The sequence below is a fragment of the Streptomyces sp. PKU-EA00015 genome (genome assembly GCF_013387495.1).
GTDB lineage: Bacteria > Actinomycetota > Actinomycetes > Streptomycetales > Streptomycetaceae > Streptomyces.
Window position 1 is genome coordinate 33,351 of the sequence record NZ_JABZEE010000013.1, and the last position, 22,071, is coordinate 55,421.

The 22,071-nt window shown below is 72.9% G+C and carries 21 protein-coding genes; 8 read left to right on the top strand and 13 right to left on the bottom strand.

Going from position 1 to position 22,071, the window contains the following annotated elements:
* Positions 1–37: 37 nt before the first annotated feature.
* From HW130_RS12125 to HW130_RS12145, 5 genes are read right to left on the bottom strand one after another with little or no spacing between them, the layout of a single operon-like run.
* Entirely contained in the window at positions 38–835 is a 798-nt protein-coding gene (locus HW130_RS12125; protein WP_177149521.1) for a type III pantothenate kinase, read from the bottom strand.
* A complete protein-coding gene (gene nadC / locus HW130_RS12130) occupies positions 835–1,842 on the bottom strand; it encodes a carboxylating nicotinate-nucleotide diphosphorylase (protein ID WP_177149522.1) in 1,008 nt (335 codons plus the stop codon). Before nadC ends, HW130_RS12125 begins: the two co-directional genes overlap by 1 nt.
* The gene (locus HW130_RS12135; protein WP_177149523.1) at positions 1,839–3,539 is read right to left on the bottom strand and encodes an L-aspartate oxidase; all 1,701 of its coding nucleotides are present in this window, start codon (positions 3,537–3,539) and stop codon (positions 1,839–1,841) included. Before HW130_RS12135 ends, nadC begins: the two co-directional genes overlap by 4 nt.
* Entirely contained in the window at positions 3,536–4,561 is a 1,026-nt protein-coding gene (gene panC / locus HW130_RS12140; RefSeq protein ID WP_177149524.1) for a pantoate--beta-alanine ligase, read from the bottom strand. The genes HW130_RS12135 and panC overlap by 4 nt, the downstream gene beginning before the upstream one ends.
* Positions 4,558–5,478, bottom strand: coding sequence for a Rossmann-like and DUF2520 domain-containing protein (locus HW130_RS12145; protein WP_177149525.1), 921 nt, complete (start codon positions 5,476–5,478; stop codon positions 4,558–4,560). Before HW130_RS12145 ends, panC begins: the two co-directional genes overlap by 4 nt.
* Before the next feature lie 118 nt (positions 5,479–5,596).
* Between HW130_RS12145 and HW130_RS12150 the strand changes: the two genes are divergently transcribed.
* Positions 5,597–6,760: a beta-eliminating lyase-related protein gene (locus tag HW130_RS12150; RefSeq protein WP_309140411.1), complete on the top strand. Its 1,164-nt coding sequence runs from the start codon at positions 5,597–5,599 to the stop codon at positions 6,758–6,760.
* Between the two features lie 35 nt (positions 6,761–6,795).
* Here HW130_RS12150 and HW130_RS12155 read toward each other — a convergent pair whose 3' ends face one another.
* Positions 6,796–7,008 carry a hypothetical protein gene (locus HW130_RS12155; protein ID WP_177149527.1) on the bottom strand — a complete coding sequence of 71 codons (213 nt, stop codon included), beginning with the start codon at positions 7,006–7,008 and terminating at the stop codon, positions 6,796–6,798.
* On the opposite strand from HW130_RS12155, the gene HW130_RS12160 reads away from it, so the two are divergent.
* Positions 7,007–8,113: a DUF5937 family protein gene (locus tag HW130_RS12160; RefSeq protein WP_256356044.1), complete on the top strand. Its 1,107-nt coding sequence runs from the start codon at positions 7,007–7,009 to the stop codon at positions 8,111–8,113. The genes HW130_RS12155 and HW130_RS12160 overlap by 2 nt on opposite strands.
* A gap of 22 nt (positions 8,114–8,135) precedes the next feature.
* Here the strand turns inward: HW130_RS12160 and HW130_RS12165 are convergent, their stop codons facing one another.
* Positions 8,136–8,813, bottom strand: coding sequence for a response regulator transcription factor (locus tag HW130_RS12165; protein WP_177149529.1), 678 nt, complete (start codon positions 8,811–8,813; stop codon positions 8,136–8,138).
* Positions 8,814–8,845: 32 nt separating this feature from the next.
* Entirely contained in the window at positions 8,846–10,045 is a 1,200-nt protein-coding gene (locus HW130_RS12170; RefSeq protein ID WP_177149530.1) for a sensor histidine kinase, read from the bottom strand.
* 90 nt (positions 10,046–10,135) lie between these two features.
* On the opposite strand from HW130_RS12170, the gene HW130_RS12175 reads away from it, so the two are divergent.
* Together HW130_RS12175 and HW130_RS12180 are read left to right on the top strand one after the other, a co-directional pair.
* A complete protein-coding gene (locus tag HW130_RS12175) occupies positions 10,136–11,167 on the top strand; it encodes an SAM-dependent methyltransferase (RefSeq protein ID WP_375256528.1) in 1,032 nt (343 codons plus the stop codon).
* Positions 11,164–12,306, top strand: coding sequence for an NADH-quinone oxidoreductase subunit D (locus HW130_RS12180; protein ID WP_177149531.1), 1,143 nt, complete (start codon positions 11,164–11,166; stop codon positions 12,304–12,306). Before HW130_RS12175 ends, HW130_RS12180 begins: the two co-directional genes overlap by 4 nt.
* Before the next feature lie 53 nt (positions 12,307–12,359).
* Here HW130_RS12180 and HW130_RS12185 read toward each other — a convergent pair whose 3' ends face one another.
* The 4 genes from HW130_RS12185 to HW130_RS12200 all read right to left on the bottom strand — a co-directional run bounded on the left by HW130_RS12185 (position 12,360) and on the right by HW130_RS12200 (position 15,877).
* Complete coding sequence (locus HW130_RS12185) at positions 12,360–13,376, bottom strand: hypothetical protein (protein ID WP_177149532.1); 1,017 nt, start codon at positions 13,374–13,376, stop codon at positions 12,360–12,362.
* A gap of 83 nt (positions 13,377–13,459) precedes the next feature.
* On the bottom strand, positions 13,460–14,437 hold the full coding sequence (locus tag HW130_RS12190; protein ID WP_177149533.1) for an ABC transporter substrate-binding protein: 978 nt from the start codon (positions 14,435–14,437) through the stop codon (positions 13,460–13,462).
* Between the two features lie 58 nt (positions 14,438–14,495).
* A complete protein-coding gene (locus HW130_RS12195; protein WP_177149534.1) occupies positions 14,496–15,179 on the bottom strand; it encodes an ABC transporter permease in 684 nt (227 codons plus the stop codon).
* On the bottom strand, positions 15,179–15,877 hold the full coding sequence (locus HW130_RS12200; RefSeq protein WP_177149535.1) for an ABC transporter permease: 699 nt from the start codon (positions 15,875–15,877) through the stop codon (positions 15,179–15,181). Before HW130_RS12200 ends, HW130_RS12195 begins: the two co-directional genes overlap by 1 nt.
* A 141-nt stretch (positions 15,878–16,018) precedes the next feature.
* Between HW130_RS12200 and HW130_RS12205 the strand changes: the two genes are divergently transcribed.
* Positions 16,019–17,191 carry an ABC transporter ATP-binding protein gene (locus HW130_RS12205; protein WP_177149536.1) on the top strand — a complete coding sequence of 391 codons (1,173 nt, stop codon included), beginning with the start codon at positions 16,019–16,021 and terminating at the stop codon, positions 17,189–17,191.
* 33 nt (positions 17,192–17,224) lie between these two features.
* On the opposite strand, the gene HW130_RS12210 is transcribed toward HW130_RS12205, so the two are convergent.
* A complete protein-coding gene (locus tag HW130_RS12210; RefSeq protein ID WP_177149537.1) occupies positions 17,225–18,334 on the bottom strand; it encodes an esterase family protein in 1,110 nt (369 codons plus the stop codon).
* Between the two features lie 188 nt (positions 18,335–18,522).
* Between HW130_RS12210 and HW130_RS12215 the strand changes: the two genes are divergently transcribed.
* The 3 genes from HW130_RS12215 to HW130_RS12225 all read left to right on the top strand — a co-directional run bounded on the left by HW130_RS12215 (position 18,523) and on the right by HW130_RS12225 (position 21,955).
* Positions 18,523–20,379: a phosphatidylglycerol lysyltransferase domain-containing protein gene (locus HW130_RS12215; protein ID WP_177149538.1), complete on the top strand. Its 1,857-nt coding sequence runs from the start codon at positions 18,523–18,525 to the stop codon at positions 20,377–20,379.
* A gap of 275 nt (positions 20,380–20,654) precedes the next feature.
* Positions 20,655–21,512, top strand: coding sequence for a dihydropteroate synthase (gene folP / locus HW130_RS12220; RefSeq protein WP_177149539.1), 858 nt, complete (start codon positions 20,655–20,657; stop codon positions 21,510–21,512).
* Positions 21,509–21,955, top strand: coding sequence for a nuclear transport factor 2 family protein (locus HW130_RS12225; RefSeq protein ID WP_177149540.1), 447 nt, complete (start codon positions 21,509–21,511; stop codon positions 21,953–21,955). The genes folP and HW130_RS12225 overlap by 4 nt, the downstream gene beginning before the upstream one ends.
* The last annotated feature ends 116 nt before the right edge of the window (positions 21,956–22,071 follow it).

Here is a 22,071-nt window from a genome sequence, read left to right on the forward strand (position 1 = left end):
CAGGGTGGTGCCGGTTCCCGGCCACGGCCCCGGGCCGTCACAGGCGCGAGACGTTCCGCTCGTAGACCAGGCGCAGACCGATCAGTGTCAGCCACGGCTCGTGCTCGTCGATCGCCGACGACTCGCCCAGCACCATCGGCGCCAGACCGCCCGTCGCGATCACCGTCACCTCGTCCGGGTCCTCCGCCAGCTCACGCTTCATCCGGTGGACCACCCCGTCCACCTGGCCGGCGAAGCCGTAGACGATGCCCGCCTGCATCGCCTCGACCGTGTTCTTGCCGATCACGCTCCTGGGGCGGACGACCTCGATCTTGCGCAGCTGGGCGCCCTTGACGCCGAGCGCGTCGACGGAGATCTCGATGCCGGGGGCGATCACGCCGCCCACGTACTCGCCCCGCGCGCTCACCGCGTCGAACGTCGTCGCCGTGCCGAAGTCCACCACGATCGCGGGACCCCCGTAGAGGTCGACCGCCGCGGCCGCGTTGATGACGCGGTCCGCGCCGACCTCCTTGGGGTTGTCCGTCAGGACCGGGACGCCGGTCTTGATGCCGGGCTCGACGAGGACCGCCGGGACGTCGCCGTAGTAACGGCGGGTGACCTCGCGCAGCTCGTGCAGAACCGAGGGGACGGTGGAGCAGATGGCGATGCCCTCGATCCCGTCGCCCAGCTCCTCGCCCAGCAGCGGGTGCATGCTCATCAGGCCCTGCAGCAGGACGGCGAGCTCGTCCGCCGTGCGGCGCGCGTCGGTGGAGATGCGCCAGTGCTCGACGATCTCCTCGCCGTCGAAGAGGCCCAGCACGGTGTGCGTGTTGCCGGCGTCGATGGTGAGCAGCATCAGGCGTCGACCTCGCGGAGGTCGAGACCGATGTCGAGGATCGGGGACGAGTGCGTGAGCGCGCCCACCGCGAGGTAGTCGACGCCCGTCTCGGCGTACGCGCGGGCGTTGGCCAGGGTGAGCCGGCCGGAGGACTCGAGGATCGCGCGGCCGGCCACGAGCGTGACGGCCTCCTCGGTCTCGGCCGGGGTGAGGTTGTCCAGCAGGATCAGGTCGGCGCCCGCGTCGATGGCCTCGCGGACCTGGTGCAGCGTGTCGACCTCGACCTCGACCGGGATGTCGGGGAAACGGTCCCGCACGGCCTTGAACGCCGCAGCGACCCCGCCCGCCGCCACCACGTGGTTGTCCTTGACCAGTGCCGCGTCGGACAGCGACATCCGGTGGTTGACGCCGCCGCCGCAGCGCACCGCGTACTTCTCCAGGGCGCGCAGGCCGGGCGTCGTCTTGCGGGTGTCGCGCACCTTGGCCTTCGTGCCTTCGAGGGCGTCGGCCCAGGCGCGCGTCGCGGTCGCGATGCCGGAGAGGCGGCACAGGATGTTCAGTGCGCTGCGCTCGCCGGTGAGCAGGTCGCGCGTGCCCGCGGTGACGGAGAGCAGCTTCTGGCCCGCCTCGACGCGGTCGCCGTCCTCGACGTGCCGCTCGACCTCGAAGTCGGAGGTGCACACGATCGACAGGACGGCCTCGGCTACCCGCAGACCCGCGACCGTGCCGGCCTCACGGGCCGTGAAGTCGCCGGTGGCCACGGCGTCCTGTGGGACGGTCGCCGCGCTGGTGACGTCCACGCCGCCGTCGAGGTCCTCCTCGATGGCGAGATGGGCGATGTCCTCGACCTGCACGGGGTCCAGACCGGCCGCGGCCAGCAGCTCGGCGAGCGCGGGGTCGAGGCCGCTCTCGTACGTCTCGTCGGCACAGCCGCAGCCGTCGCCGCAGCCCGTGCCGGCGGCGGGGGCGCCGATCTGGATCAGCGGTACGTCCACGGGTTCCGGACGTTCTTCGGGCGTGGTCACGGTTGCGGCTCCCTGGGGGCGATGGGCGTTACGGGCGGAAAGGCTTCACTGGGGGTACGCCGTGGGACGAGGCGGCGGTCGGGCGTGAGGCGCACTGTGATGTGACGGCGCCAGCCGGCGTCGTCGCGGTCGGGCTGGTCCTCACGCCAGTGGCACCCGCGGGTCTCGGCGCGCTCGCGGGCCGCGGCGACGAGGACCCGGGAGACGAGGAGCAGGTTGGTGGCCTCCCAGGACTCGACGCCGGGCTCGGCCGCCTTGGGCCCGTCGGCGTCGTGGGCCGCGTTGAGCGACAGCGCCTCCAGGGCGTCGGCCGCGTCGTCGAGGCTGGCCGCTGTCCTGATCACGCCTGCGCCGTGGGTCATGATCCGCTGGACCTCGTGGCGCTCCTCGGGGGCGAGCAGCGGGACGGTGTCGCCGGCCGCCTCCTGGGGCGCACCGGCGCGGGCGTCCGCGCGGGACGCGATGTCGGCCGCGATCCGCTCGGCGAAGACCAGGCCCTCCAGGAGGGAGTTGGACGCGAGCCGGTTGGCGCCGTGGACGCCCGTGCAGGCCACCTCGCCGCAGGCGTACAGGCCCGGGACCGTGGTCCGGCCGTGCAGGTCGGTGCGGACGCCGCCGGAGGCGTAGTGGGCAGCCGGGGCGACCGGGATCGGCTCGGTCACCGGGTCGATGCCGTGGGCGCGGCAGGCGGCCAGGATCGTGGGGAACCGGTTCTCCCACATCTCCGCGCCGAAGTGGCGGGCGTCCAGGTACATGTGCTCGGCGCCCTGCTCCTGCATCCGGCGCATGATGCCCTTCGCCACGATGTCGCGCGGGGCGAGCTCGGCCAGCTCGTGCTGCCCGGCCATGAAGCGGATCCCGTCCGCGTCCACGAGGTACGCGCCCTCCCCCCGGACCGCCTCGGACACCAGCGGCTGCTGGCCCTCGCTGTCCCGGCCGAGGAACAGCACGGTGGGGTGGAACTGCACGAACTCCAGGTCCGAGACCTCGGCTCCGGCGCGCAGCGCGAGCGCCACGCCGTCGCCGGTCGAGACGGCGGGGTTGGTGGTCGCCGAGAAGACCTGGCCCATGCCGCCGGTGGCGAGCACGACCGTGGGGGCGTGCACGGCGCCCACGCCGTCGTGCTGGCCCTCGCCCATGACGTGCAGCGTGATGCCGGCCGTGCGGCCCTCGGCGTCGGTGAGCAGGTCGAGGACCAAGGCGTTCTCGATGGCGCGCAGTCCCTGGTCGCGGACCGCGTCGACCAGGGCGCGGGAGATCTCGGCGCCGGTCGCGTCGCCGCCCGCGTGCGCGATGCGCCGGCGGTGGTGGCCGCCCTCGCGGGTGAGCTCGATCTCGCCGGACGACGGGTCGGTGTCGAAACGCGCGCCGGTGGCGATCAGCCGCCGTACGGCGTCGGGGCCCTCGGTGACCAGGGTGCGTACCGCCTCCTCGTCGCACAGCCCCGCGCCCGCGACGAGGGTGTCGTCGAGATGCTGCTCGGGTGTGTCCCCCTCGCCGAGCGCCGCGGCGATGCCGCCCTGTGCCCAGCGGGTGGAGCCGTCGTCGAGGCGGGCTTTGGTGACCACCACGGTGCTCAGACCGGACGCGGCGCACCGCAGGGCTGCGGTGAGGCCGGCGACTCCGGAGCCGACCACGACGACATCGGCCTCGATGGCCCAGCCGGGGGCGGGGGCGGTCAGCCGTATTCCGGTCACTGCTGGGCTCCGAACGTCAGCGGAATGTTGTCGATCAGGCGGGTCGTGCCGACCTTGGCGGCGACGGCGAGGATCGCCTCACCGGTGTGGTCGTCGGGGACCTCGGCGAAGGTGACGGGATCGACGAGTGCCAGGTAGTCGAGCACGAGCGGCGGGTCTGCCTGGGCGGCCTCGTCCAGCACAGTGCGGGCCGCGGCCCGCACGGCGTCCGCGCCGCCCGGCGGGGCGGCCTGCGCGACCGCGTGGGCGTCGGCGGCGGCCCGGGCCTCGCCCATCGCGGACAGCGCGGCGGCGCGGGCCGGGGCGGCGGGGACCGCCTCGGCACGCGCGTGCAGCGCCTGCTGTGCGGCGAGGCGGTCACGGGCGGCGAACAGCGCGTGGGACAGGGCGAGCGCGGTCCGCCGCTCGGCGGGCGAGAGGTAGGCGTTGCGGCTGGAGCGGGCGAGGCCGCTCTCCTCGCGGACGGTGGGCACGCCCACGATCTCCACGGGGAAGTTCAGGTCGCGGACCATGCGGCGGATCAGGGCGAGCTGCTGGGCGTCCTTCTGGCCGAACAGCGCGACGTCCGGCGAGGTGAGGTGCAGCAGCTTGGCGACGACGGTGAGCATGCCGTCGAAGTGGCCGGGGCGCGTCCGGCCCTCCAGCACGCCGCCCATGGGGCCCGCGGTGATGCGCACCTGCGGCTCGCCGCCCGGGTAGACCTCCTCGACGGACGGGGCGAACACCACGTCGGCCCCCGCCTCCTGGGCCACGGCCAGGTCCGCGTCCAGCGTGCGCGGGTAGCGGTCGAGGTCCTCGCCCGCGCCGAACTGCAGGGGGTTGACGAAGACGGTGACGATGACGAAGCCCTTGTCGCCGACGTGCTCACGGGCGGCCCGGACGAGCCCGGCGTGGCCCTCGTGGAGGGCGCCCATGGTCATCACGACGGCGGTGCGGCCGGGGACGGCGTGGTGCTCGACGACGTACCCGAGGTCCTCCCGCGTCGGCACCAGCTCGACGTCGCGCCTGGTCTTACGGCTCATCGCAGGTCCCCCTCCGCGAGGACGCCCAGCAGGTCTTCGGCGAGCTCCGGCTTGAGCATGCCGTGTGCGAGGGCCCGGTCCGCGGTCGTACGGGCCATGGCCAGATATCCGGCGACGGCGCCGGGAGCGTGCTTGCGCAGCTCGGCGACGTGCGCCGCGACGGTGCCCGCGTCGCCGCGGGCGACGGGGCCGGTCAGGGCGGCGTCCCCCGAACGCAGCGCGTTGTCCAGGGCCGCGCCGAGGAGCGGGCCGAGCATACGGTCGGGGGCCGCGACCCCGGCCGCGCGCAGCAGCTCCATGGACTGGGCGACCAGGGTGACGAGGTGGTTCGCGCCGAGCGCGAGGGCCGCGTGGTACAGCGGGCGGGCCGTCTCCTCGATCCACTCGGGCTCGCCGCCCATCTCGATGACCAGCGCCTCGGCCGCGAGCCGCAGCTCCTCGGGCGCGGTCACGCCGAACGAGCAGCCCGCGAGCCGCTGCACGTCCACGGCCGTACCCGTGAACGTCATCGCCGGGTGCAGGGCGAGCGGCAGCGCCCCGGCGCGGGTCGCCGGGTCGAGCACCTTGGCGCCGAACCGGCCCGAGGTGTGCACGAGCAGCTGTCCCGGCCGCACGGCTCCGGCGCCGGCCAGGCCGTCGACGAGGCCGGGCAGCGCGTCGTCGGGGACAGTGAGCAGCACGAGCTCGGCACGGGCGAGCACCTCGGCGGGCGGCACGAGGGGCACGTCCGGGAGCAGCTCGGCGGCCCGGCGCACGGAGGCGTCCGAGACGCCCGAGACGGCCACCGGCCGGTGCCCTGCCAGCTGGAGCGAGGCGGCGAGGGCGGGGCCGACACGGCCCGCCCCGACCACGCCCACGGTCAGCCGGGCGGGGCGGTCCCGCGGGTCGAGCGGTTCCTGTGGTGGTGTGGCGTTCACGCGGCGGTGCCTTCCGTTCCAGTCCGCGGGGGGTACCGGACGATTTCTCGTCACGATGCTACGCCAGCGTTTCCGCCGCCCCCGCAGTTGTCCACAGGCTGTGGGCGATGATCGGACCGTGACGGATACGAGTGAGCACAACGAGCACGGCGAGCGGCGACGCAGACTGGCGGCGTGGCGCACGTCGGAGCGCGTGCTGTGGCGGACCTCCGCCGAACTGCGCGTGGGGGACGGCCTTGCGGCGCTCACCTCGGGCGCCGCCGACGTGTACGACCCCGACGAGCCGGTCGACATGTACGGCGACGGGGTCGTGGCGGAGCTGGAGCGGCGCACGGCCGCCCTGCTGGGCCTTCCGGCGGCGGTGTACTTCCCGACCGGGACGATGGCGCAGCAGGTGGCCCTGCGCTGCTGGGCCGGCCGCACCGGCAACCAGGCGGTGGCGCTGCATCCGCAGGCGCATCCCGAGGTGCACGAGCGCTCGGCGCTCTCGGTGGTCAGCGGTCTGCGCACGATCCATCCGACGAACCGGCCGCGGCTGCCGACGGCCGACGAGGTGGCCGAGTGCGACGAGCCCTTCGGCACGCTGATGCTCGAACTGCCGCTGCGGGACGCGGGTTTCGTCCTGCCGTCGTGGGACGACCTGGTCACCGTCGTGGAGGCGGCGCGCGCACGTGATGCGGTGGTGCACTTCGACGGCGCGCGTCTGTGGGAATGCGCCCCTCACTTCGGCCGCCCGCTGGACGAGATCGCGGCGCTCGCGGACAGCGTGTACGTGTCCTTCTACAAGTCCCTGGGCGGCATGGCGGGTGCCGTGCTCGCGGGGCCCGAGTCGCTCGCGGACGAGGCGCGCGCCTGGCGCCACCGGTACGGCGGCCAGATGTACCAGCAGTACCCGGCGGTGCTGTCCGCCCTCATCGGCCTGGAGCGCGAGCTGCCGCGCCTGCCGTCGTACGTCGCCCACGCGAAGGTGGTCGCGGCAGCGCTGGCGGACGCGCTCCGCGAGGCGGGCGTCCCCTGGTCGCGCGTCCATCCGCCCGTCCCGCACACGCACCAGTTCCAGGTGTGGCTGCCGTACGGGGCGGACGCGCTGAACGAGGCGGCGCTGGCGCAGTCGGAGGAGACGGGGGTGACGCTCTTCCGCCGTTGGTTCGCGGACGGCTGTCCGCCCGGGGTCGCGATGACGGAGATGACCGTGTCGTCGGAGGGTCTGGAGTGGACGGCCGGGGACGTGGCGGACGCGGTGGGCGAGTTCGTGCGCCGGCTGGGTGACGGCCGGCCATGACCGCGGGGGCGCCGTCGGTCGGGGGAGGACGGACGTCAGCGGCGGGCCGGCCGGGGGCGCAGCAGGCGGGTGACCGCCCGGCGGACGCGGCCCTCGGCCGGACGGCAGGCGGCCACGCGCCGAAAGCGGCGGTACTCGCCGATCTCGCGGATCACCTGCCGGTCGTGCCGTCCCGGCTGGGGCGGGACCTGATCGCCCCGTACGGCGGCGCGGTAGTTGTCGATCATGTACTGGTGCATCGCGTTCATGCCCTCACGCTGCGTCCGCGCCCCGGCATCGTCTTCGAGATCTCCCCCCCTCGCCGAGCTGGGCGTGGCGCTGCACGCGCTCGCTGAGCCCGGTCATCATCCCGGGCTGCACGGCTGGGCCACCGCGACCGCCGCCGGGCTCAAGCCGGACCTCGCCGACCGGCTGCACGACGCCGACTTCCTGTGGCGGACCACGTTCTCGGACGTCTTCATGCCGTTCGCGGGGGTGCCCGGCGGCGCCGGTCGTACCGGCGCGACCGTCGCCGAGGAGCTGGACCTGCTCGACCGGCTGGACGACGAGCGCTTCGTCGCCTCGGCGCTGGAGTTCACCTGCGCCTCCACGTACGGGACAGGCAGCCCGTCCCCGCTCACCGATCCCGCCCGCCGCGAGCGCGCGCTCGACCTCGCCGCCACGCGGGGGCCGCGCCAGCTCGACTTCACCCGGCGGCTGCTGGACGACCCCGTGTCCATGCGCGCCTGGGTGCGGCGGCTGCTGGAGGACTGCGACGAGGCGTTCTTCGCCGACACCTGGCGCCGCGTCGCCCCCCAACTCGCCTCCGACGCCCGCCACAAGACCGACGTGCTGCGCCGCAAGGGCCTCGCCGAGGCGCTGCACGCGGTCTCCCCGGCACTGACGCTGGACGACGCCCAGGGCAGGATCAGCGCGGACAAGCTGGCGGACGGCCGGACGACCGCCGTCGACCCGGCGGTGGGCGCGGGCCTCACCCTCGTCCCGTCCAGTTTCGGCTGGCCGCACCTGATGGTGCTGCACGCGCCGGGCTGGCGGCCCGTCGTCCACTACCCCGTCGGCGCCCCGGACCTGCCCGGCCCGGCCTCGGTCGAGCTGCTCACGAGACGCATGGAGGCGCTGGCCCACCCCCTGCGGATGCGACTGTGCCGCAACCTCGCGCGGGCCGCGTACACGACGAGCGAACTGGCGGACGGGTTCGGCATCACGGCGCCCGAGGTGTCCCGGCACCTCTCCGTGCTGAAGAAGGCGGGGCTCATCTCCACCCGCAGGCGCGGGCGTTACGTGCTCCACCAGCTGGACGTGACCGCCGTGGCCCGCCTCGGCAGCGACTTCCTGGAGACCGTGCTGCGCTAGGGCCTTGGTGACAGCACGGCGCTCAGAACTGTCCGCCGCCGCCCGCGCGCACGAGGCCCGTCTCGTACGCCAGCACCACGACCTGCACCCGGTCGCGCAGGCCGAGCTTGGTGAGGATGCGGCCGACATGGGTTTTCACGGTGGCCTCCGAGAGCACCAGCCGGGCCGCGATCTCGCCGTTCGACAGGCCCTGCGCGACGAGCAGCATGACCTCGCGCTCCCGGTCGGTGAGGCGCTGCAGCTCCTTGTGCTGCGGCTCCGCGCCGGAGCTCGGCAGCATGGGCGAGAACCGGTCGAGCAGCCGGCGCGTGGTGGACGGCGCGACGACCGCGTCGCCGCTGTGCACGGAGCGGATGGCGCCGAGCAGTTCGCCCGGCGGCACGTCCTTGAGCATGAAGCCGCTGGCACCTGCCTTGAGTCCGGAGAAGGCGTACTCGTCGAGGTCGAAGGTGGTCAGGATCAGCACCTTCGGCGCGTTCGGCTCGGCGCAGATGCGGCGGGTGGCCTCGACACCGTCGAGGCGCGGCATGCGCACGTCCATCAGGACGACGTCCACGGCGGTGGAACGCAGGTTCTCGATCGCCTCCGCGCCGTCCCCGGCCTCGGCGACGACCTCCATGTCCGGCTGGGCGGCGAGCACCATGCGGAATCCGGTGCGCAGGAGCACCTGGTCGTCGACGAGCATCACTCGGATCGGCATCACGGTCGGCTCCTCGGCCTGTAGGGGGCTGGTCAGTGGGCGGGCTTGAGCGGCAGCAGAGCACTGATCCGGAAGCCGCCGCCCGGCCGCGGGCCGGCATCCAGCGTGCCGCCGACCATACCCACGCGCTCCCGCATGCCGATCAGTCCGTGGCCGCGGCCGTCCGCGCCGCCGTCCTCGTACAGCTCGTGCGACGAGCCGCGTCCGTCGTCCTCGACGAGCAGGCCGAGACCGTCGTCGAAGTAGACGAGCCGCACGCTGGCACCGGCCTCCGGGCCACCGTGCTTACGGGTGTTGGTGAGGGCTTCCTGCACGATGCGGTACGCGGTGAGCTCGACGCCGCTCGGCAGCGGCCGCGGCGTGCCCTCGATCTTGAAGTCGACGGTCAGCCCTGCGGCTCGGACGTGCTCGACCAGTTCCTGGATCTGCTCGACGTCCGGTTGCGGCACGTATTCGCCGCTCTCCGGGGCGTCCCCGGTGCGCAGCACACCGAGCAGGCGCCGCATCTCGGCGAGCGCCTGCCTGCCGGTGGAGGAAATGGTCTCCAGCGCCTGCTTGGCCTGGTCGGGCGCGGCGTCGAGCACGTAGGCGGCACCGTCCGCCTGGACGACCATGACGGAGACGTTGTGGGCGACGACGTCGTGGAGCTCGCGGGCGATACGGGCGCGTTCGGCCGCGACGGCGACCTTCGCCTGCGCCTCGCGCTCCTTCTCGAGCCGCGTCGCCCGCTCCTCGAGCTGCGCGAAGTAGGCGCGCCGGGTGCGTATCGAGTCGCCGAGGACCCAGGCGAGGGCGAACGGCAGGCTCATGACCACGGTGACGAAGATCCGGCCGAGGGTGCCCTGCTCCTCCGCGGGCCAGCGGATCTGCGCCAGCGTGGCGGCGGACAGGCCGCCGATCAGGGCGAGCCGGGAGGCCCAGCGCGGACCGTCGTGCGCGGCGACCGTGTAGATGATGACCATCATCGCGAAGTCGGCCGGGTTGACCTCGACGTCCAGCACCAGCTGCGCGATTCCCGCGAGCGCCGCGAGGACCAGCATCTTCTCGGGCATACGGCGGCGCAGCGCGACCACGACGCTCAGCACCAGGACGACCCCGACCGCCGTGATCCGGGGCCCCGCGCCGACGGGCTCCTGGACAGCCCACATCATGGCGAACCCGAAGAGCACGACGGCCCAGAAGCAGTCGACGCCCGTCGGGTGTCTGCGGAGGAAGTCGTAGAGGCGCTGCACGTGACCAAGCGTAAGGAAGGGAGATAGGTGCCGGAGTCAACCGGAGGGGCGATCCGGTAGACGAAGGCGTACTCCGCAAGGTGGAGACTGGTGCGCGTGACGTATGAGACCTCTGCCGGGCCCCCTGCCGTGGACTCCGGCCTGCGCGGGTGGCGGGCCGCGACCGAGGCCGCGCTCTACGGGCCGGACGGCTTCTACCTGCGCCCGGAAGGCCCCGCCGGGCACTTCCGTACGTCCGTGCACGCCTCCCCGCTGTTCGCCTCGGCCGTCGCGCGGCTGCTGCTCGACGTGGCGGACGCGTACGGGATCGACGAGCCGGCGCTCGTGGACATGGGCGCGGGCCGCGGCGAACTGCTCACCGGCGTGCTGGCCGCCCTGCCCCCCGGCTACCCGGTGCGCGCCTGCGCCGTGGAGCGGGCGGCGCGGCCCGCCGGGCTCGATGCGCGCATCGCATGGACGGACACGCCCCCGGACGGGGTGCGCGGGCTGCTGTTCGCGAACGAGTGGCTGGACAACGTCCCCGTCGACGTCGCCGAGGCGGACGAGCAGGGCACGGTGCGCCGGGTGCTGGTGGACTCCGCCGGGCAGGAGCGGCTCGGCGACGAGGTCGACGGCGACGACGCCGCGTGGCTGGCCCGCTGGTGGCCGCTGACGGAGCCGGGGTCCCGGGCGGAGATCGGCCGGCCGCGCGACGAGGCGTGGGCGCGGGCGTCCGGCCGGGTGGCGTCGGGCCTCGCGGTGGCCGTCGACTACGCGCACACGGCCGGCGCCCGACCGCCCTTCGGCACGCTGACGGGCTTCCGGGACGGCCGGGAGGTGCGCCCGGTCCCGGACGGCAGCTGCGACATCACGGCCCATGTGGCGCTGGACGCGTGCGCCGCCGCGGTGCCGGCGGCCCGGCTGCTGACGCAGCGCGAGGCCCTGAACCGGCTGGGCGTGAGGGCCGGGCGGCCGCCGCTGGCCCTGGCGTCGTCCGACCCCGCGGCGTACGTCCGCGCCCTGTCGCGGACCGGTGAGGCGGCGGAGCTGACGGCGCGGGGCGGCCTGGGCGACTTCGGCTGGCTGGTGCGGCGGATCGGGCCTGAGCGGCCCGGCGGGCCTCTGTCAGACTGGTGCGCATGACGGAGACCACGGTCGGCATCGGCGGAGCGGCGGAGAGCACCGACATGGTGCTCAACATCGGTCCCCAGCATCCCTCCACCCACGGTGTGCTGCGGCTGCGCCTCGTGCTGGACGGCGAGCGCATCCGGCACGCGGAGCCGGTCGTCGGCTACATGCACCGCGGCGCCGAGAAGCTCTTCGAGGCACGCGACTACCGCCAGATCGTGGTGCTCGCCAACCGCCACGACTGGCTCTCCGCCTTCTCCAACGAGCTCGGCGTGGTCATGGCCGTCGAGCGCATGCTCGGCATGGAGGTGCCGGAGCGGGCGGTGTGGACCCGCACGCTGCTCGCCGAGCTCAACCGGGTCCTCAACCACCTGATGTTCCTCGGGTCGTATCCGCTCGAACTGGGCGGTATCACCCCGGTGTTCCACGCCTTCCGCGAGCGGGAGGAGCTCCAGCACGTCATGGAGGAGATCTCCGGCGGCCGGATGCACTACATGTTCAACCGCGTCGGCGGCCTCAAGGAGGACCTGCCCGCCGGCTGGCTCGGCCGGGTCCGGCACGCGGTGGCCGACGTCCGTTCGCGGATGGACGTCTACGACCGGCTGGTCCTCGGCAACGAGATCTTCCGCGGCCGCACCCGCGGCGTGGGCGTCCTGTCGGCGGAGGCCGTGCACGCGTACGGGGTGAGCGGACCCATCGCCCGGGCGTCGGGCGTCGACTTCGACCTGCGCCGGGACGAGCCGTACCTCGCGTACGGGGAGCTCCAGGACACCCTCTCGGTCGTCACCCGCACCGACGGCGACTGCCTGGCCCGCTTCGAGGTGCTGCTGGAGCAGACGCACAACGCGCTGGACCTGGCGGACGCCTGCCTCGACCGGATCGCCGAACTGCCGCCGGGCCCGATCAACCAGCGCCTGCCCAAGGTGCTCAAGGCGCCCGAGGGCCACACCTACGCCTGGACCGAGAACCCGCTCGGCATCAACGGCTACTACCTGGTGTCCAAGGGCGAGAAGACGCCGTACCGGCTCAAGCTCCGCTCGGCGTCGTACAACAACATCCAGGCGCTGGCCGTGCTGCTGCCGGGGACGCTGGTCGCCGACATGGTGGCGATCCTCGGATCGCTGTTCTTCGTCGTCGGCGACATCGACAAGTAGACGCGGAAGGCCGCCCTGCGCGGGCGGCCTTCCGATCGGGTCTTTCCTCGGCGCTACGAGACGGCGTTGCGCAGGTGGGCCACGTCCAGCTGCTCCGTCTCGTCGTGGGCGGTCAGATCGATGACCTTGCCGATCGCGCGGGGGTCCTTCATGCGCACGGCCGCGAGGGCTTCTTCGCCCACCACGTCGGCCAGGTCCTCGTGCTGCACGGCCTCGATCGCCTTCTGTGCGGGCTGCGGGTCCTCCGGCGCGGAGCCGGTGCCGGTGCCCGCCCCCGTGCCGAAGAAGTCGAAGCCGCCCTCGGGGCGCTTGGCGCGCGCACGCTCGGCACTGTAGGGAACGATCGCCGACGCGGCGGGCACGGAACGGCGCGCGGGCAGGGCGGACGCCGGACGGGCGTGCTGCCCGGTCCCGGCGCCCGCCGCGTGCTTCCCCTGCGGTTCGTCCGCCTCCTGGGACCGCTCGGCCAGATCCCGGGCGCGCGCCTCCTCGACGGTGCGCCTGGCCTCCTGGGCCGCGGCGTTGCGCGACAGTTCCTCCAGCGCCTTGGCGGCCCGCAGGTACGTGGCCGGGGTGGGCGTCGAACCGGCCGGGGGCAGGGCCTTCGAGGGCGCGGCCGCCTCGATCGCGAGCTGCCTGCGGCCCTCCAGGGCGCTGGCCCGCTCCGTCTCGGCGTTCGCGTACCGCCGGAGCAGGGCGGCGTGTTCGCCGCGGAGCCCGGCCAGCTCGACCCGCTTGGCACGCAGCTTGGCGTCGAGCTTGATGCGCAGTTCGCGCGACTCCTCGATGTCCGCCTCGAGCTCCGCTATGCGCTCCTCGGTCTTCCACTGGTCGCCGGCGCGGGCGCGCGTGAGCTCCGCGACCCGGCGGCCGGCACTCCGGTCCCAACTGCGCATGAGGACCGCACCGGTGACAGCGGCGGCAGCGGCGGCCGCCACCAGGGTGCGCAGCACGACGGCATCCCCGACGAGCCACGCGCCGGCGGCGCACAGTACCGACGCTCCGGCCACGGCCGAGGGCGGCAGCAGTTTGTGCAGGGGCGGGGAATGACGGTGGCGTCCACGTGGCATGGCCCGAAATTTACCGTGCGTAGGCAGGGAATGGGGTGTCGGCCCGGCAAATCTCTGGTCGAGAACTCCGGGCCGGCACGCCTCTACTTCTCGATCAAGCCCTTCGACAGGAGATAGCCCTTCGCGGCGTCCTCGGGCTTCGCACGCTCGGCGTCCACCGTGCGGTTCAACTCGGCGAGATCCGCGGTGGTCAGCACCTCGGTGAGATCGCCGAGGACTTCGGCGATCTCCTTGTCCCCGGCATCCCGCGCATTGACCAGCGGAAGGACGTTGTCGGCGTTCTGGAGCTTCTTGTCGTCCTCCAGCAGGACGAGCCCGAAGCCTTCCAGCGTGGCGTCGGTGGTGGTGGTCAGGACGAGCTGGTCCTCACCGTCCTTGACGGCCTGCTTGGCCTGCGGCGTCCCGACCCCCTTGGGGTCCACGCCGGCGACATCGATTCCGTACGTCTTCTTCAGACCGGGGGCGCAGAAAGGCCGGACCTCGCACTCGTCGCCCGCCGCGATCTTCACCTTCAGCTTCGACTTCCCAAGATCCGAAAGCGTCTTGAGCTTGTTCTTCTCGGCGAATTCCCGGGAGACCGCGAACGCGTTCTGGTCGACGGCCTCGCCCGCGTCGAGCACCTTCAGTCCGCGCGGCTCGGCGAGCGCGGTGAGCGCGGCGACGGTGGCGCCGACATCGCTGGAGGCGACGGGCTTCTCCTGCGGCGCCTTCGGCCCGTTCACCTTCGCGTTGAGGAATTCGGCGACGGTGGCCGCGTATTCCGGCACCACGTCGATCTCGCCCTTCTCCAGGGACGGTTCGTACAGCTCGCGGTTCTTCACCGTGGTGACCGACGTCTCGTATCCTGCGTCGGCCAGCAGCTGGGCGTAGAGCTCGGCGAGCACCTTGGACTCGGTGAAGGCCGCCGCGCCCACGACGAGCGTGCCCTTCTCCCCGGATCCGCCGGCCGATGCGGCGCTGTCCTTCTCCTGCTCCAGGCTTTCGCCGCCGCACGCGGCAAGAGAACCCACGAGGGCCACCACACCGAGTACCGCGCCCGCGACGCGCGAGGTCTTGCTCATCAGGTTCTCCGTCCTTGCGACCGACACATCGAAAAAGGGTCCATCCGCTCCCGCCGTATCAGCCGGTCCGCGCCGTCGCGGCCCTGCGCAGCGGGTTCAGCAGCCGGTCGGCGGCGACCAGCAGCACCTCCACGAGGAGCGCGAGCACGGCGGCGAGCAGCGCGCCCGCCACGACCTGAGCGGTGTTGTACGTGTTGAAGCCGGCGGTGATGATCCGGCCCAGGCCGCCTTGGCCCACCATCGAGGCGATCGTCGCCGTGGCCACCACCTGGACGGCAGCCGACCGCAGCCCGGTCATCAGCAGGGGGTAGGCGAGGGGCAGCTCCACCCGGAGGAAGAGCTGGCCGCCCGACATGCCCATCCCCCGCGCGGCCTCGACCACCGCCCGGTCCACCTCCCGCATCCCCACGTACGCGTTGGTCAGCAGCGGGGGCACGGCGAACAGCACCAGCGCGATGATCGTCGGCAGGTAGCCGGCGCTGCGCAGCGGCGTGAGCATGAAGAGCGCGAGGACGGCGAAGACGGGGATCGCCCGGCCCGCGTTCGAGATGTTGACCGCCAGGGCGCCGCCCCTGCCGATGTGTCCCAGCCACAGGGCCACCGGGAGGGCGATCGCGCAGGCCAGGGCGAGCGCCACGCCGCTGACGTACACATGCTCGCCGAGCCGGTGCCAGGCGCCGCTCTCGCCCGACCAGTTGGCCCCCGTGGTGAGCCAGGTCCACGCGTCGGCCGGCACAGCCATCAGACCCTCGCCTCCGCCGCGCGCACGCGGGTCCAGGGGGTGAGCAGCCGCTGCGCGCCGAGCAGCAGCAGGTCCGCGAGCGCCGCCAGCAGCACGCACAGCACGGATGCGGTCAGCACCTGCGCCTTGAAGGTGGTCTGCACCCCGTCGTCTATGAGATTGCCCAGGCCGCCCTTGCCGACGAGGGCGCCGACCGTGGTCAGCGCGATCGTCGACACCGTGGCGATGCGCACGCCCGCCATCAACGCGGGGAGGGCCAGGGGCAGTTCCACCTCCCACAGCAGGCGGACCGGTCCGTAACCCATGCCGCGGGCGGCCTCACGGGCCTCGGCGGGCACCGCCCGCAGCCCGGCCAGGATGTTCCGCACGAGGATGGTGAGGGAGTAGAGCACGAGGCCTGTCACGACCAGTGCCGCGGACAGCCCGAAGAAGGGCAGCAGCAGCGAGAACATCGCGAGCGAGGGGATCGTGTAGAGCAGGGTCGTCAGGCCGAGGACCGGTCCGGCGAACCGCGGCCGGGCGCGCACGAGCAGCGCGAGGGGCAGCGCCACCGCGAGTCCGATCAGCACCGAGGCCACGGTGATCCAGACGTGCTGGACCGTCGCGTCCGTCAGCTCCTCGCTGCGGCTGCGCAGATACTCCGCGCAGAACCAGTCGTTCGCCGCGAGGCAGCTGCTCGCGGACTGCTCCGCACTCATCCCTCCCCAACCTCCCCCGGAACACCGGATCAATGCCGGCGGTCCACGGATTCGACCCTAACCCTCGCCACTGACAATCGCCGGGGACCGGCACATTGCCGCAACATGGCTTTCACACATGCGCCGTCACAATGGGGAGCCATGATCCGTTTCGACAACGTCACCAAGCGGTACGCCGACGGCACGACCGCCGTGGACGACCTCTCCTTCGAGGTCGCCGAGGGTGAACTGGTCACGCTGGTGGGTCCCTCGGGCTGCGGCAAGACGACCACGATGAAGATGGTCAACCGCCTCATCGAGCCGAGCAGCGGCCGCATCCGGGTGGGCGGACAGGACATCTCCACCGTCGACCCCGTCGCGCTGCGGCGCCGCATCGGTTACGTGATCCAGCAGGTGGGCCTCTTCCCGCACCGGACCGTCCTCGACAACACGGCCACCGTTCCCCACCTGCTCGGCACCGGCCGCGCCAAGGCCCGTGCACGCGCCGCCGAACTGCTCGACCTCGTCGGCCTCGACCCGTCCGTCCACGGCGACCGCTACCCCGACCAGCTGTCCGGCGGCCAGCGCCAGCGCGTCGGCGTCGCCCGCGCGCTCGCCGCCGACCCGCCCGTGCTGCTGATGGACGAGCCCTTCGGCGCGGTCGACCCCGTGGTGCGCGAGCACCTGCAGAACGAGTTCCTCAGGCTCCAGTCGCAGGTGCGCAAGACGGTCCTGTTCGTCACGCACGACATCGAGGAGGCCGTACGGCTCGGGGACCGCATCGCCGTCTACGGCCAGGGCAGGATCGAGCAGTTCGACGCTCCCGCCACCGTGCTGGGCGCGCCCGCCAACGACTACGTGGCCGACTTCGTCGGCGCCGACCGGGGGCTCAAGCGACTGTCGGTCACCCCCATCGAGGAGGGCGATCTGGAACAGCCTCCCGTGGTGCACCTGGGCGATCCGCTCCCCCGCGAACTCGGCTCGCGCTGGGCCGTGGTCCTGGACGGGGCGGACAACCTGCACGGCTGGATCTCCGCCGAACAGGCGCGGCACAGCGGTTCGGTGCGCGAGCACGCCCGGCGCATGGAGGCGTGGCTGCCGGTCGGCGCCTCGCTCAAGCATGCGTTCGCCACGATGCTCCAGCACGACGCGGGCTGGATCGCGGTGATCGACAAGGAGGAGACCGGCCGCTTCCTCGGGGTGCTGACCCCGGCCCGGCTGCACGAGGCGCTGCGCCGCTCGATCGACGCGGACGCCCACGACATCGCGCGCGCGGACGTCACCCTGGAGTCGATCGGCACGGTCCCGCCGCCGCTGTCCGTGGACAAGCCCTGACGGCGGCGGGCCGCTGGGCGCGTCGTGCGGGGGTCACGTCGCGCTGAGCCGTCCGCTCAGCCACTCCAGGGCCGGCGGGATCTCCCGCCGCCACGTGTTGAAGTTGTGACCGCCGCTGTCGAGCACGATCGACGACACCCGCGCGGGCGCCTTGACCTTCTCGATGAAGGCGAGGGTCCCCTTCAGGTTGCCCTCGCCCTGCCGGGACGTCGTGACCAGGAACGACGACCTGCCCTGCGGCAGATGGTCCAGGCTCCACAGCAGGTCGGCCCGCTTCCGCGCCCGGTCGTCACCGTGGAAGAGGTCGCCTGTGGTCGGGTCCTCCGCGGCCTTGTAGTACGCGGACAGGCCGGCGCCCGCCGCGAACTGCCCGGGATGGTGCAGCGCGATCTTCAGGGCGCAGTAGCCGCCCGTGGAGTTGCCGATGAAGCCCCAGTTCCGCGGGGCCGTGCCCACCCGGTAGGTCTCCGAGACCGCCTTCGGCAGGTCCGTCGCGAAGAACGTCTCGGCCTTCGGCCCGCCCGGCACGTCCACGCACTCGGTGTCCCTCGGCGGCGCGACGGTCGGCCGCAGCATCACCAGGATCATCGGCTGCATCCGGCCCTGTCCGGCCAAACGGTGTGCCGTGGCGGGGTACTTGAGGCCCTTGAGCAGGTTCTCGGCCGTGCCCGGGTAGCCGGTGAGCACGACGGCCGCGGGGAAGGTGCGTTTCCGGTACTTCTCCTGGAAGTACTCCGGCGGCAGGTAGACGTACGCGGGGCTGTCGATCCCCGACGTCGCGCCCGACACGACGACCTTCTGGATCTGGCCGCCCGTCACCGCACGGGAGGCGCCCGGCACGTCGGGCGCGCGCCTCTCGACGACCTCGATGCTGCTGCCCGCCGCGTGGTCCTCGACCACACCCGTCTCCCGCTCCTGCCCGAAGAGGTCGGCCCAGGAGCCGTAGAAGAGGAAGGAGTTGTTGGCCGTGAGGGCGACGGCGGCGAAGAGCGCCAGCTGCGTGGCGAGCAGCAGCCCGATGCGCCCGGCCACCGGACGCAGCCCCCTGCGGGCCAGCCTGGGCCACAGCCACACGGTGGCGGCGAACAGCAGCACGGCTGCGGCTATGGCGAAGGCCAGGACTTTGTTGCTGGTCAGACCCATGGTGGCGAGTGCTTTCTGCTACGGGCCGGCGTCGGTGATCCGCGCCCGGCACGGCGCCGGTTCGCCGAGAAATTCCCGGCGGCGGATGAACCCGCCTCCGGGAAGTGCCGTCCTAGAGAGCGCACATCGTCCGGGGCCGACCGACCTGTGGCCCGGACGCACGATCTCTCGCGGAGTCACGGGAAGCGATGTCTGCAACGGTAGATGGGGACAAATCAGCATTGGTTCCGAAACGGGCGACGCATCGGGCGATGAACCGGGTACGCCGCGTCCTGCGCGGACCCCGCCCGGAGGCGGTACCCGCGCTCGTCGGCTCGGCCTGCACCCTCGTCGGCCTGATCGACATCGCGGCCGGGGTCTTCCCGCGGTTCCGTCACAGCAGGATGCACACCCTCGCCGAGGTGCTGCCCGGAGCCCTCGGCCCGTTCGCCGCCGCGCTCTCGCTCAGCACCGGAGTCCTGCTGCTCCTGCTGGCACACGGCATCAAACGCCACAAGCGGCGCGCCTGGCGGGCCGCGGTGATCCTCCTGCCGGCCGGGGCCGTCGCCCAGTTCGTCTACCGCCACTCCGTCGTCGGCGTCCTTCTCTCCCTGGGCCTGCTCACCCTCCTGCTGCGCCACAGGGGCGAGTTCGCCGCCCTTCCCGACCCTCGCAGCCGCTGGCGCGCACTGGCCAACTTCGTCGTGATGGGCGCCGGTTCGCTCGGCCTCGGACTGGTGATCGTGAGCGCCCACCCGGGCAGGATCGTCGGCAGCCCCGGCCTCACCGACCGCCTCGAACACGTCATGTACGGGCTGGCCGGCTTCGAGGGCCCGGTCGACTGGACCGGCAACGTCCCGTGGACCGTGGGCTACTCGCTCGGCTCGCTCGGCCTGCTGACCGCCGTCACCACGATCTATCTGGCCTTCCGTCCCGAGCACCCCGCCGCCCGCCTCACGCCCGACGACGAGCGCCGGCTGCGCGCCCTGCTGGCCACGCACGGCGGCCGCGACTCGCTCGGCCACTTCGCGCTCCGCCGCGACAAGGGCGTCGTCTTCTCGCCCAGCGGCAAGGCCGCCGTCTGCTACCGCGTCGTCTCCGGCGTGATGCTGGCCAGCGGCGACCCGATCGGCGACGTCGAGGCATGGCCGGGCGCCATCGAGCGCTTCATGGACGAGGCCAGGGCCCACTCCTGGACGCCCGCCGTCATGGGCTGCTCGGAGACCGGCGGCGAGGTCTGGACGCGCGAGACCGGCCTCGACGCGCTGGAACTCGGGGACGAGGCGGTGGTGGACGTCGCGGATTTCTCCCTGACCGGGCGCGCGATGCGGAACGTACGCCAGATGGTCAAGCGCATCGAGCGAGGCGGCTACGAGACCCGCGTACGGCGCGCCCGTGACCTCACCGACGAGGAGCTGGAACGGATCCGCCGTGCCGCGGCCGACTGGCGCGGCACCGACACCGAGCGCGGCTTCTCGATGGCGCTCGGCCGGATAGGCGACCCGGCCGACGGCGACGCCGTGATCGCCACCGCCCACAAGGCCGACGAGCACGCCCCGTACGGCGATCTGAAGGCGATCATCCACTTCGTTCCCTGGGGGGACGACGGCATGTCCCTGGAACTGATGCGCCGCGACCGCTCCGCCGATCCCGGCATGAACGAACTGCTCATCGTCGCCGCCCTCCAGGCCGCCCCCGCCCTCGGCATCGAGCGGGTCTCCCTCAACTTCGCCATGTTCCGATCGGCGCTCGCCCGCGGCGAGAAGATCGGCGCCGGCCCGGTGCTGCGAATGTGGCGCGGGCTGCTCGTCTTCCTCTCCCGCTGGTTCCAGATCGAGTCGCTGTACAAGTTCAACGCCAAGTTCCGGCCGCGCTGGGAACCGCGTTTCGTGGTTTTCCGCAGCACCCGCGACCTGCCCCGCATCGGCTTCGCCGCGATGCAGGCGGAGGGCTTCGTGCACCTCAAGCCGCCCCGCCCGTTCGCCCGCCGCCGCGCGGCACGCGAGCCGCGCCCCTGCGCCCACCTCACCCGCCGCGCCGAACAGCACGAGGTCCGCGCCGCCTGACCACGCCCGGGTGCGCCCGGCGACGAGGCTGGGCCCTTCGAGCCTGGCGACCGGCCCCCGCGACCGGCCCGGCCACGATCCGCCGGGCAGGCCCAGGTCCTCTCTTTCGGATCAGGCCGGATCAGTGAGTGGGGGTCCCCACGCCCGCAGGGCGTAGGGGGAGCGTGACGAACAACGCTGGGGGCACGCCGTGCCCGAAGGGCTACGGGGGAGAGGTGCGGTGCCAGGGCACGTGAGCCCGACGAGATCCGAAAGAGAGGGCCTAGGCTGGCCACATGAGTACGTTGCGCGGACGGGGTACGGCCGACGGCCTGCCGGAGTGGGATCGCTGTGCGGTCATGGGGGTCGTCAATGTGACGCCCGACTCCTTCTCCGACGGAGGCCGCTGGTTCGACACCACGGCAGCGATCAAGCGCGGCCTGGACCTGGTCGCCCAGGGCGCCGACCTGGTCGACGTCGGCGGCGAGTCCACCAGACCCGGAGCGACCCGCGTCGACGAGGCCGAGGAGCTGCGCCGGGTCGTCCCGGTCGTCCGCGGGCTCGCCGCCGAGGGCGTGGTCGTCTCCGTCGACACCATGCGCGCCTCCGTCGCCGAGCAGGCGATCGCCGCCGGTGCCGTCCTGGTCAACGACGTCAGCGGCGGTCTCGCCGACCCCCGCATGGTCCCCGCCGTCGCCGACACCGGCGCCCCGTTCGTCGTCATGCACTGGCGCGGGTTCAGCGAGGACATGAACAGCCGCGCGGTGTACGGCGACGTCGTCGCCGAGGTGGTAGCCGAGCTGCGGGAGCGCATGGAGGCGGTCGTCGCGGGAGGCATCGCGCCCGAGCGCATCGTCGTCGACCCCGGTCTCGGCTTCGCCAAGATGGCCGAGCACGACCTCGCGCTCGTGGCCCGTCTCGACGAGCTGCGCGCCCTCGGCCGCCCGGTCCTGGTCGCCGCCTCCCGCAAGCGGTTCCTCGGCCGGGTACTCGCCAAGGAGGGCGCGACGCCGCCGGCCAGGGAACGCGACGCGGCCACCGCCGCCGTCTCCGCCATCGCCGCCCACGAGGGCGCCTGGGCCGTACGGGTCCACGAGGTGCGGGCCACGGCCGACGCCGTGCGCGTCGCACGCGCCGTCGAGGGCGCCCGGTGAGCCCTACCGACACGGAGCTGGTCGAGAAGGCCAACACCGCCTTCTACGAGGCGATGGAGCAGGGCGACTTCGAGGAACTGTCCACGCTCTGGCTGGACGAGGACATCTCCTGCGTCCACCCCGGGTGGCCCGTCCTCTCGGGCCGCGGCGAGGTCCTGCGCTCGTACGCGCTGATCATGGCGAACACCGAGTACATCCAGTTCTTCCTGACCGACGTGAAGGTGAGTGTGGTCGGCGACACGGCGCTCGTCACCTGCACCGAGAACATCCTCAGCGGCGGTCCCGCCGAGGAGGCGGGCGAACTCGGGCCGCTCGTCGGCCAGCTGGTCGTCGCCACCAATGTGTTCCGCCGCACATCCGACGGTTGGAAGATCTGGTCACATCACGGTTCCCCCGTACTGACCGAAACCGAGGGCGAAGAGGACGAGGACAGCCCCTCGTAAGTGGGTAAGCGCCCCACAGGAGGTTCATGGCCTCCTCCCCCGGGTATACGCGGCTACCCCAGCCCACGCGGTTCCCCCGGGACCCGTGGGCATGTCGTGTCGGTGCTCGCAGGTAG

Bases quoted from the DNA above. Each gene is read 5' to 3' on its own strand.
- HW130_RS12125 (WP_177149521.1), bottom strand. From the start codon at position 835: ATGCTGCTCACCATCGACGCCGGCAACACGCACACCGTGCTGGGCCTC.
- panC (WP_177149524.1), bottom strand. From the start codon at position 4,561: ATGAGCCGTAAGACCAGGCGCGACGTCGAGCTGGTGCCGACGCGGGAG.
- HW130_RS12160 (WP_256356044.1), top strand. From the start codon at position 7,007: ATGCCCTCACGCTGCGTCCGCGCCCCGGCATCGTCTTCGAGATCTCCC.
- HW130_RS12155 (WP_177149527.1), bottom strand. From the start codon at position 7,008: ATGAACGCGATGCACCAGTACATGATCGACAACTACCGCGCCGCCGTA.
- HW130_RS12165 (WP_177149529.1), bottom strand. From the start codon at position 8,813: ATGCCGATCCGAGTGATGCTCGTCGACGACCAGGTGCTCCTGCGCACC.
- HW130_RS12180 (WP_177149531.1), top strand. From the start codon at position 11,164: ATGACGGAGACCACGGTCGGCATCGGCGGAGCGGCGGAGAGCACCGAC.
- HW130_RS12185 (WP_177149532.1), bottom strand. From the start codon at position 13,376: ATGCCACGTGGACGCCACCGTCATTCCCCGCCCCTGCACAAACTGCTG.
- HW130_RS12190 (WP_177149533.1), bottom strand. From the start codon at position 14,437: ATGAGCAAGACCTCGCGCGTCGCGGGCGCGGTACTCGGTGTGGTGGCC.
- HW130_RS12195 (WP_177149534.1), bottom strand. From the start codon at position 15,179: ATGGCTGTGCCGGCCGACGCGTGGACCTGGCTCACCACGGGGGCCAAC.
- HW130_RS12200 (WP_177149535.1), bottom strand. From the start codon at position 15,877: ATGAGTGCGGAGCAGTCCGCGAGCAGCTGCCTCGCGGCGAACGACTGG.
- HW130_RS12205 (WP_177149536.1), top strand. From the start codon at position 16,019: ATGATCCGTTTCGACAACGTCACCAAGCGGTACGCCGACGGCACGACC.
- HW130_RS12210 (WP_177149537.1), bottom strand. From the start codon at position 18,334: ATGGGTCTGACCAGCAACAAAGTCCTGGCCTTCGCCATAGCCGCAGCC.
- HW130_RS12215 (WP_177149538.1), top strand. From the start codon at position 18,523: ATGTCTGCAACGGTAGATGGGGACAAATCAGCATTGGTTCCGAAACGG.
- folP (WP_177149539.1), top strand. From the start codon at position 20,655: ATGAGTACGTTGCGCGGACGGGGTACGGCCGACGGCCTGCCGGAGTGG.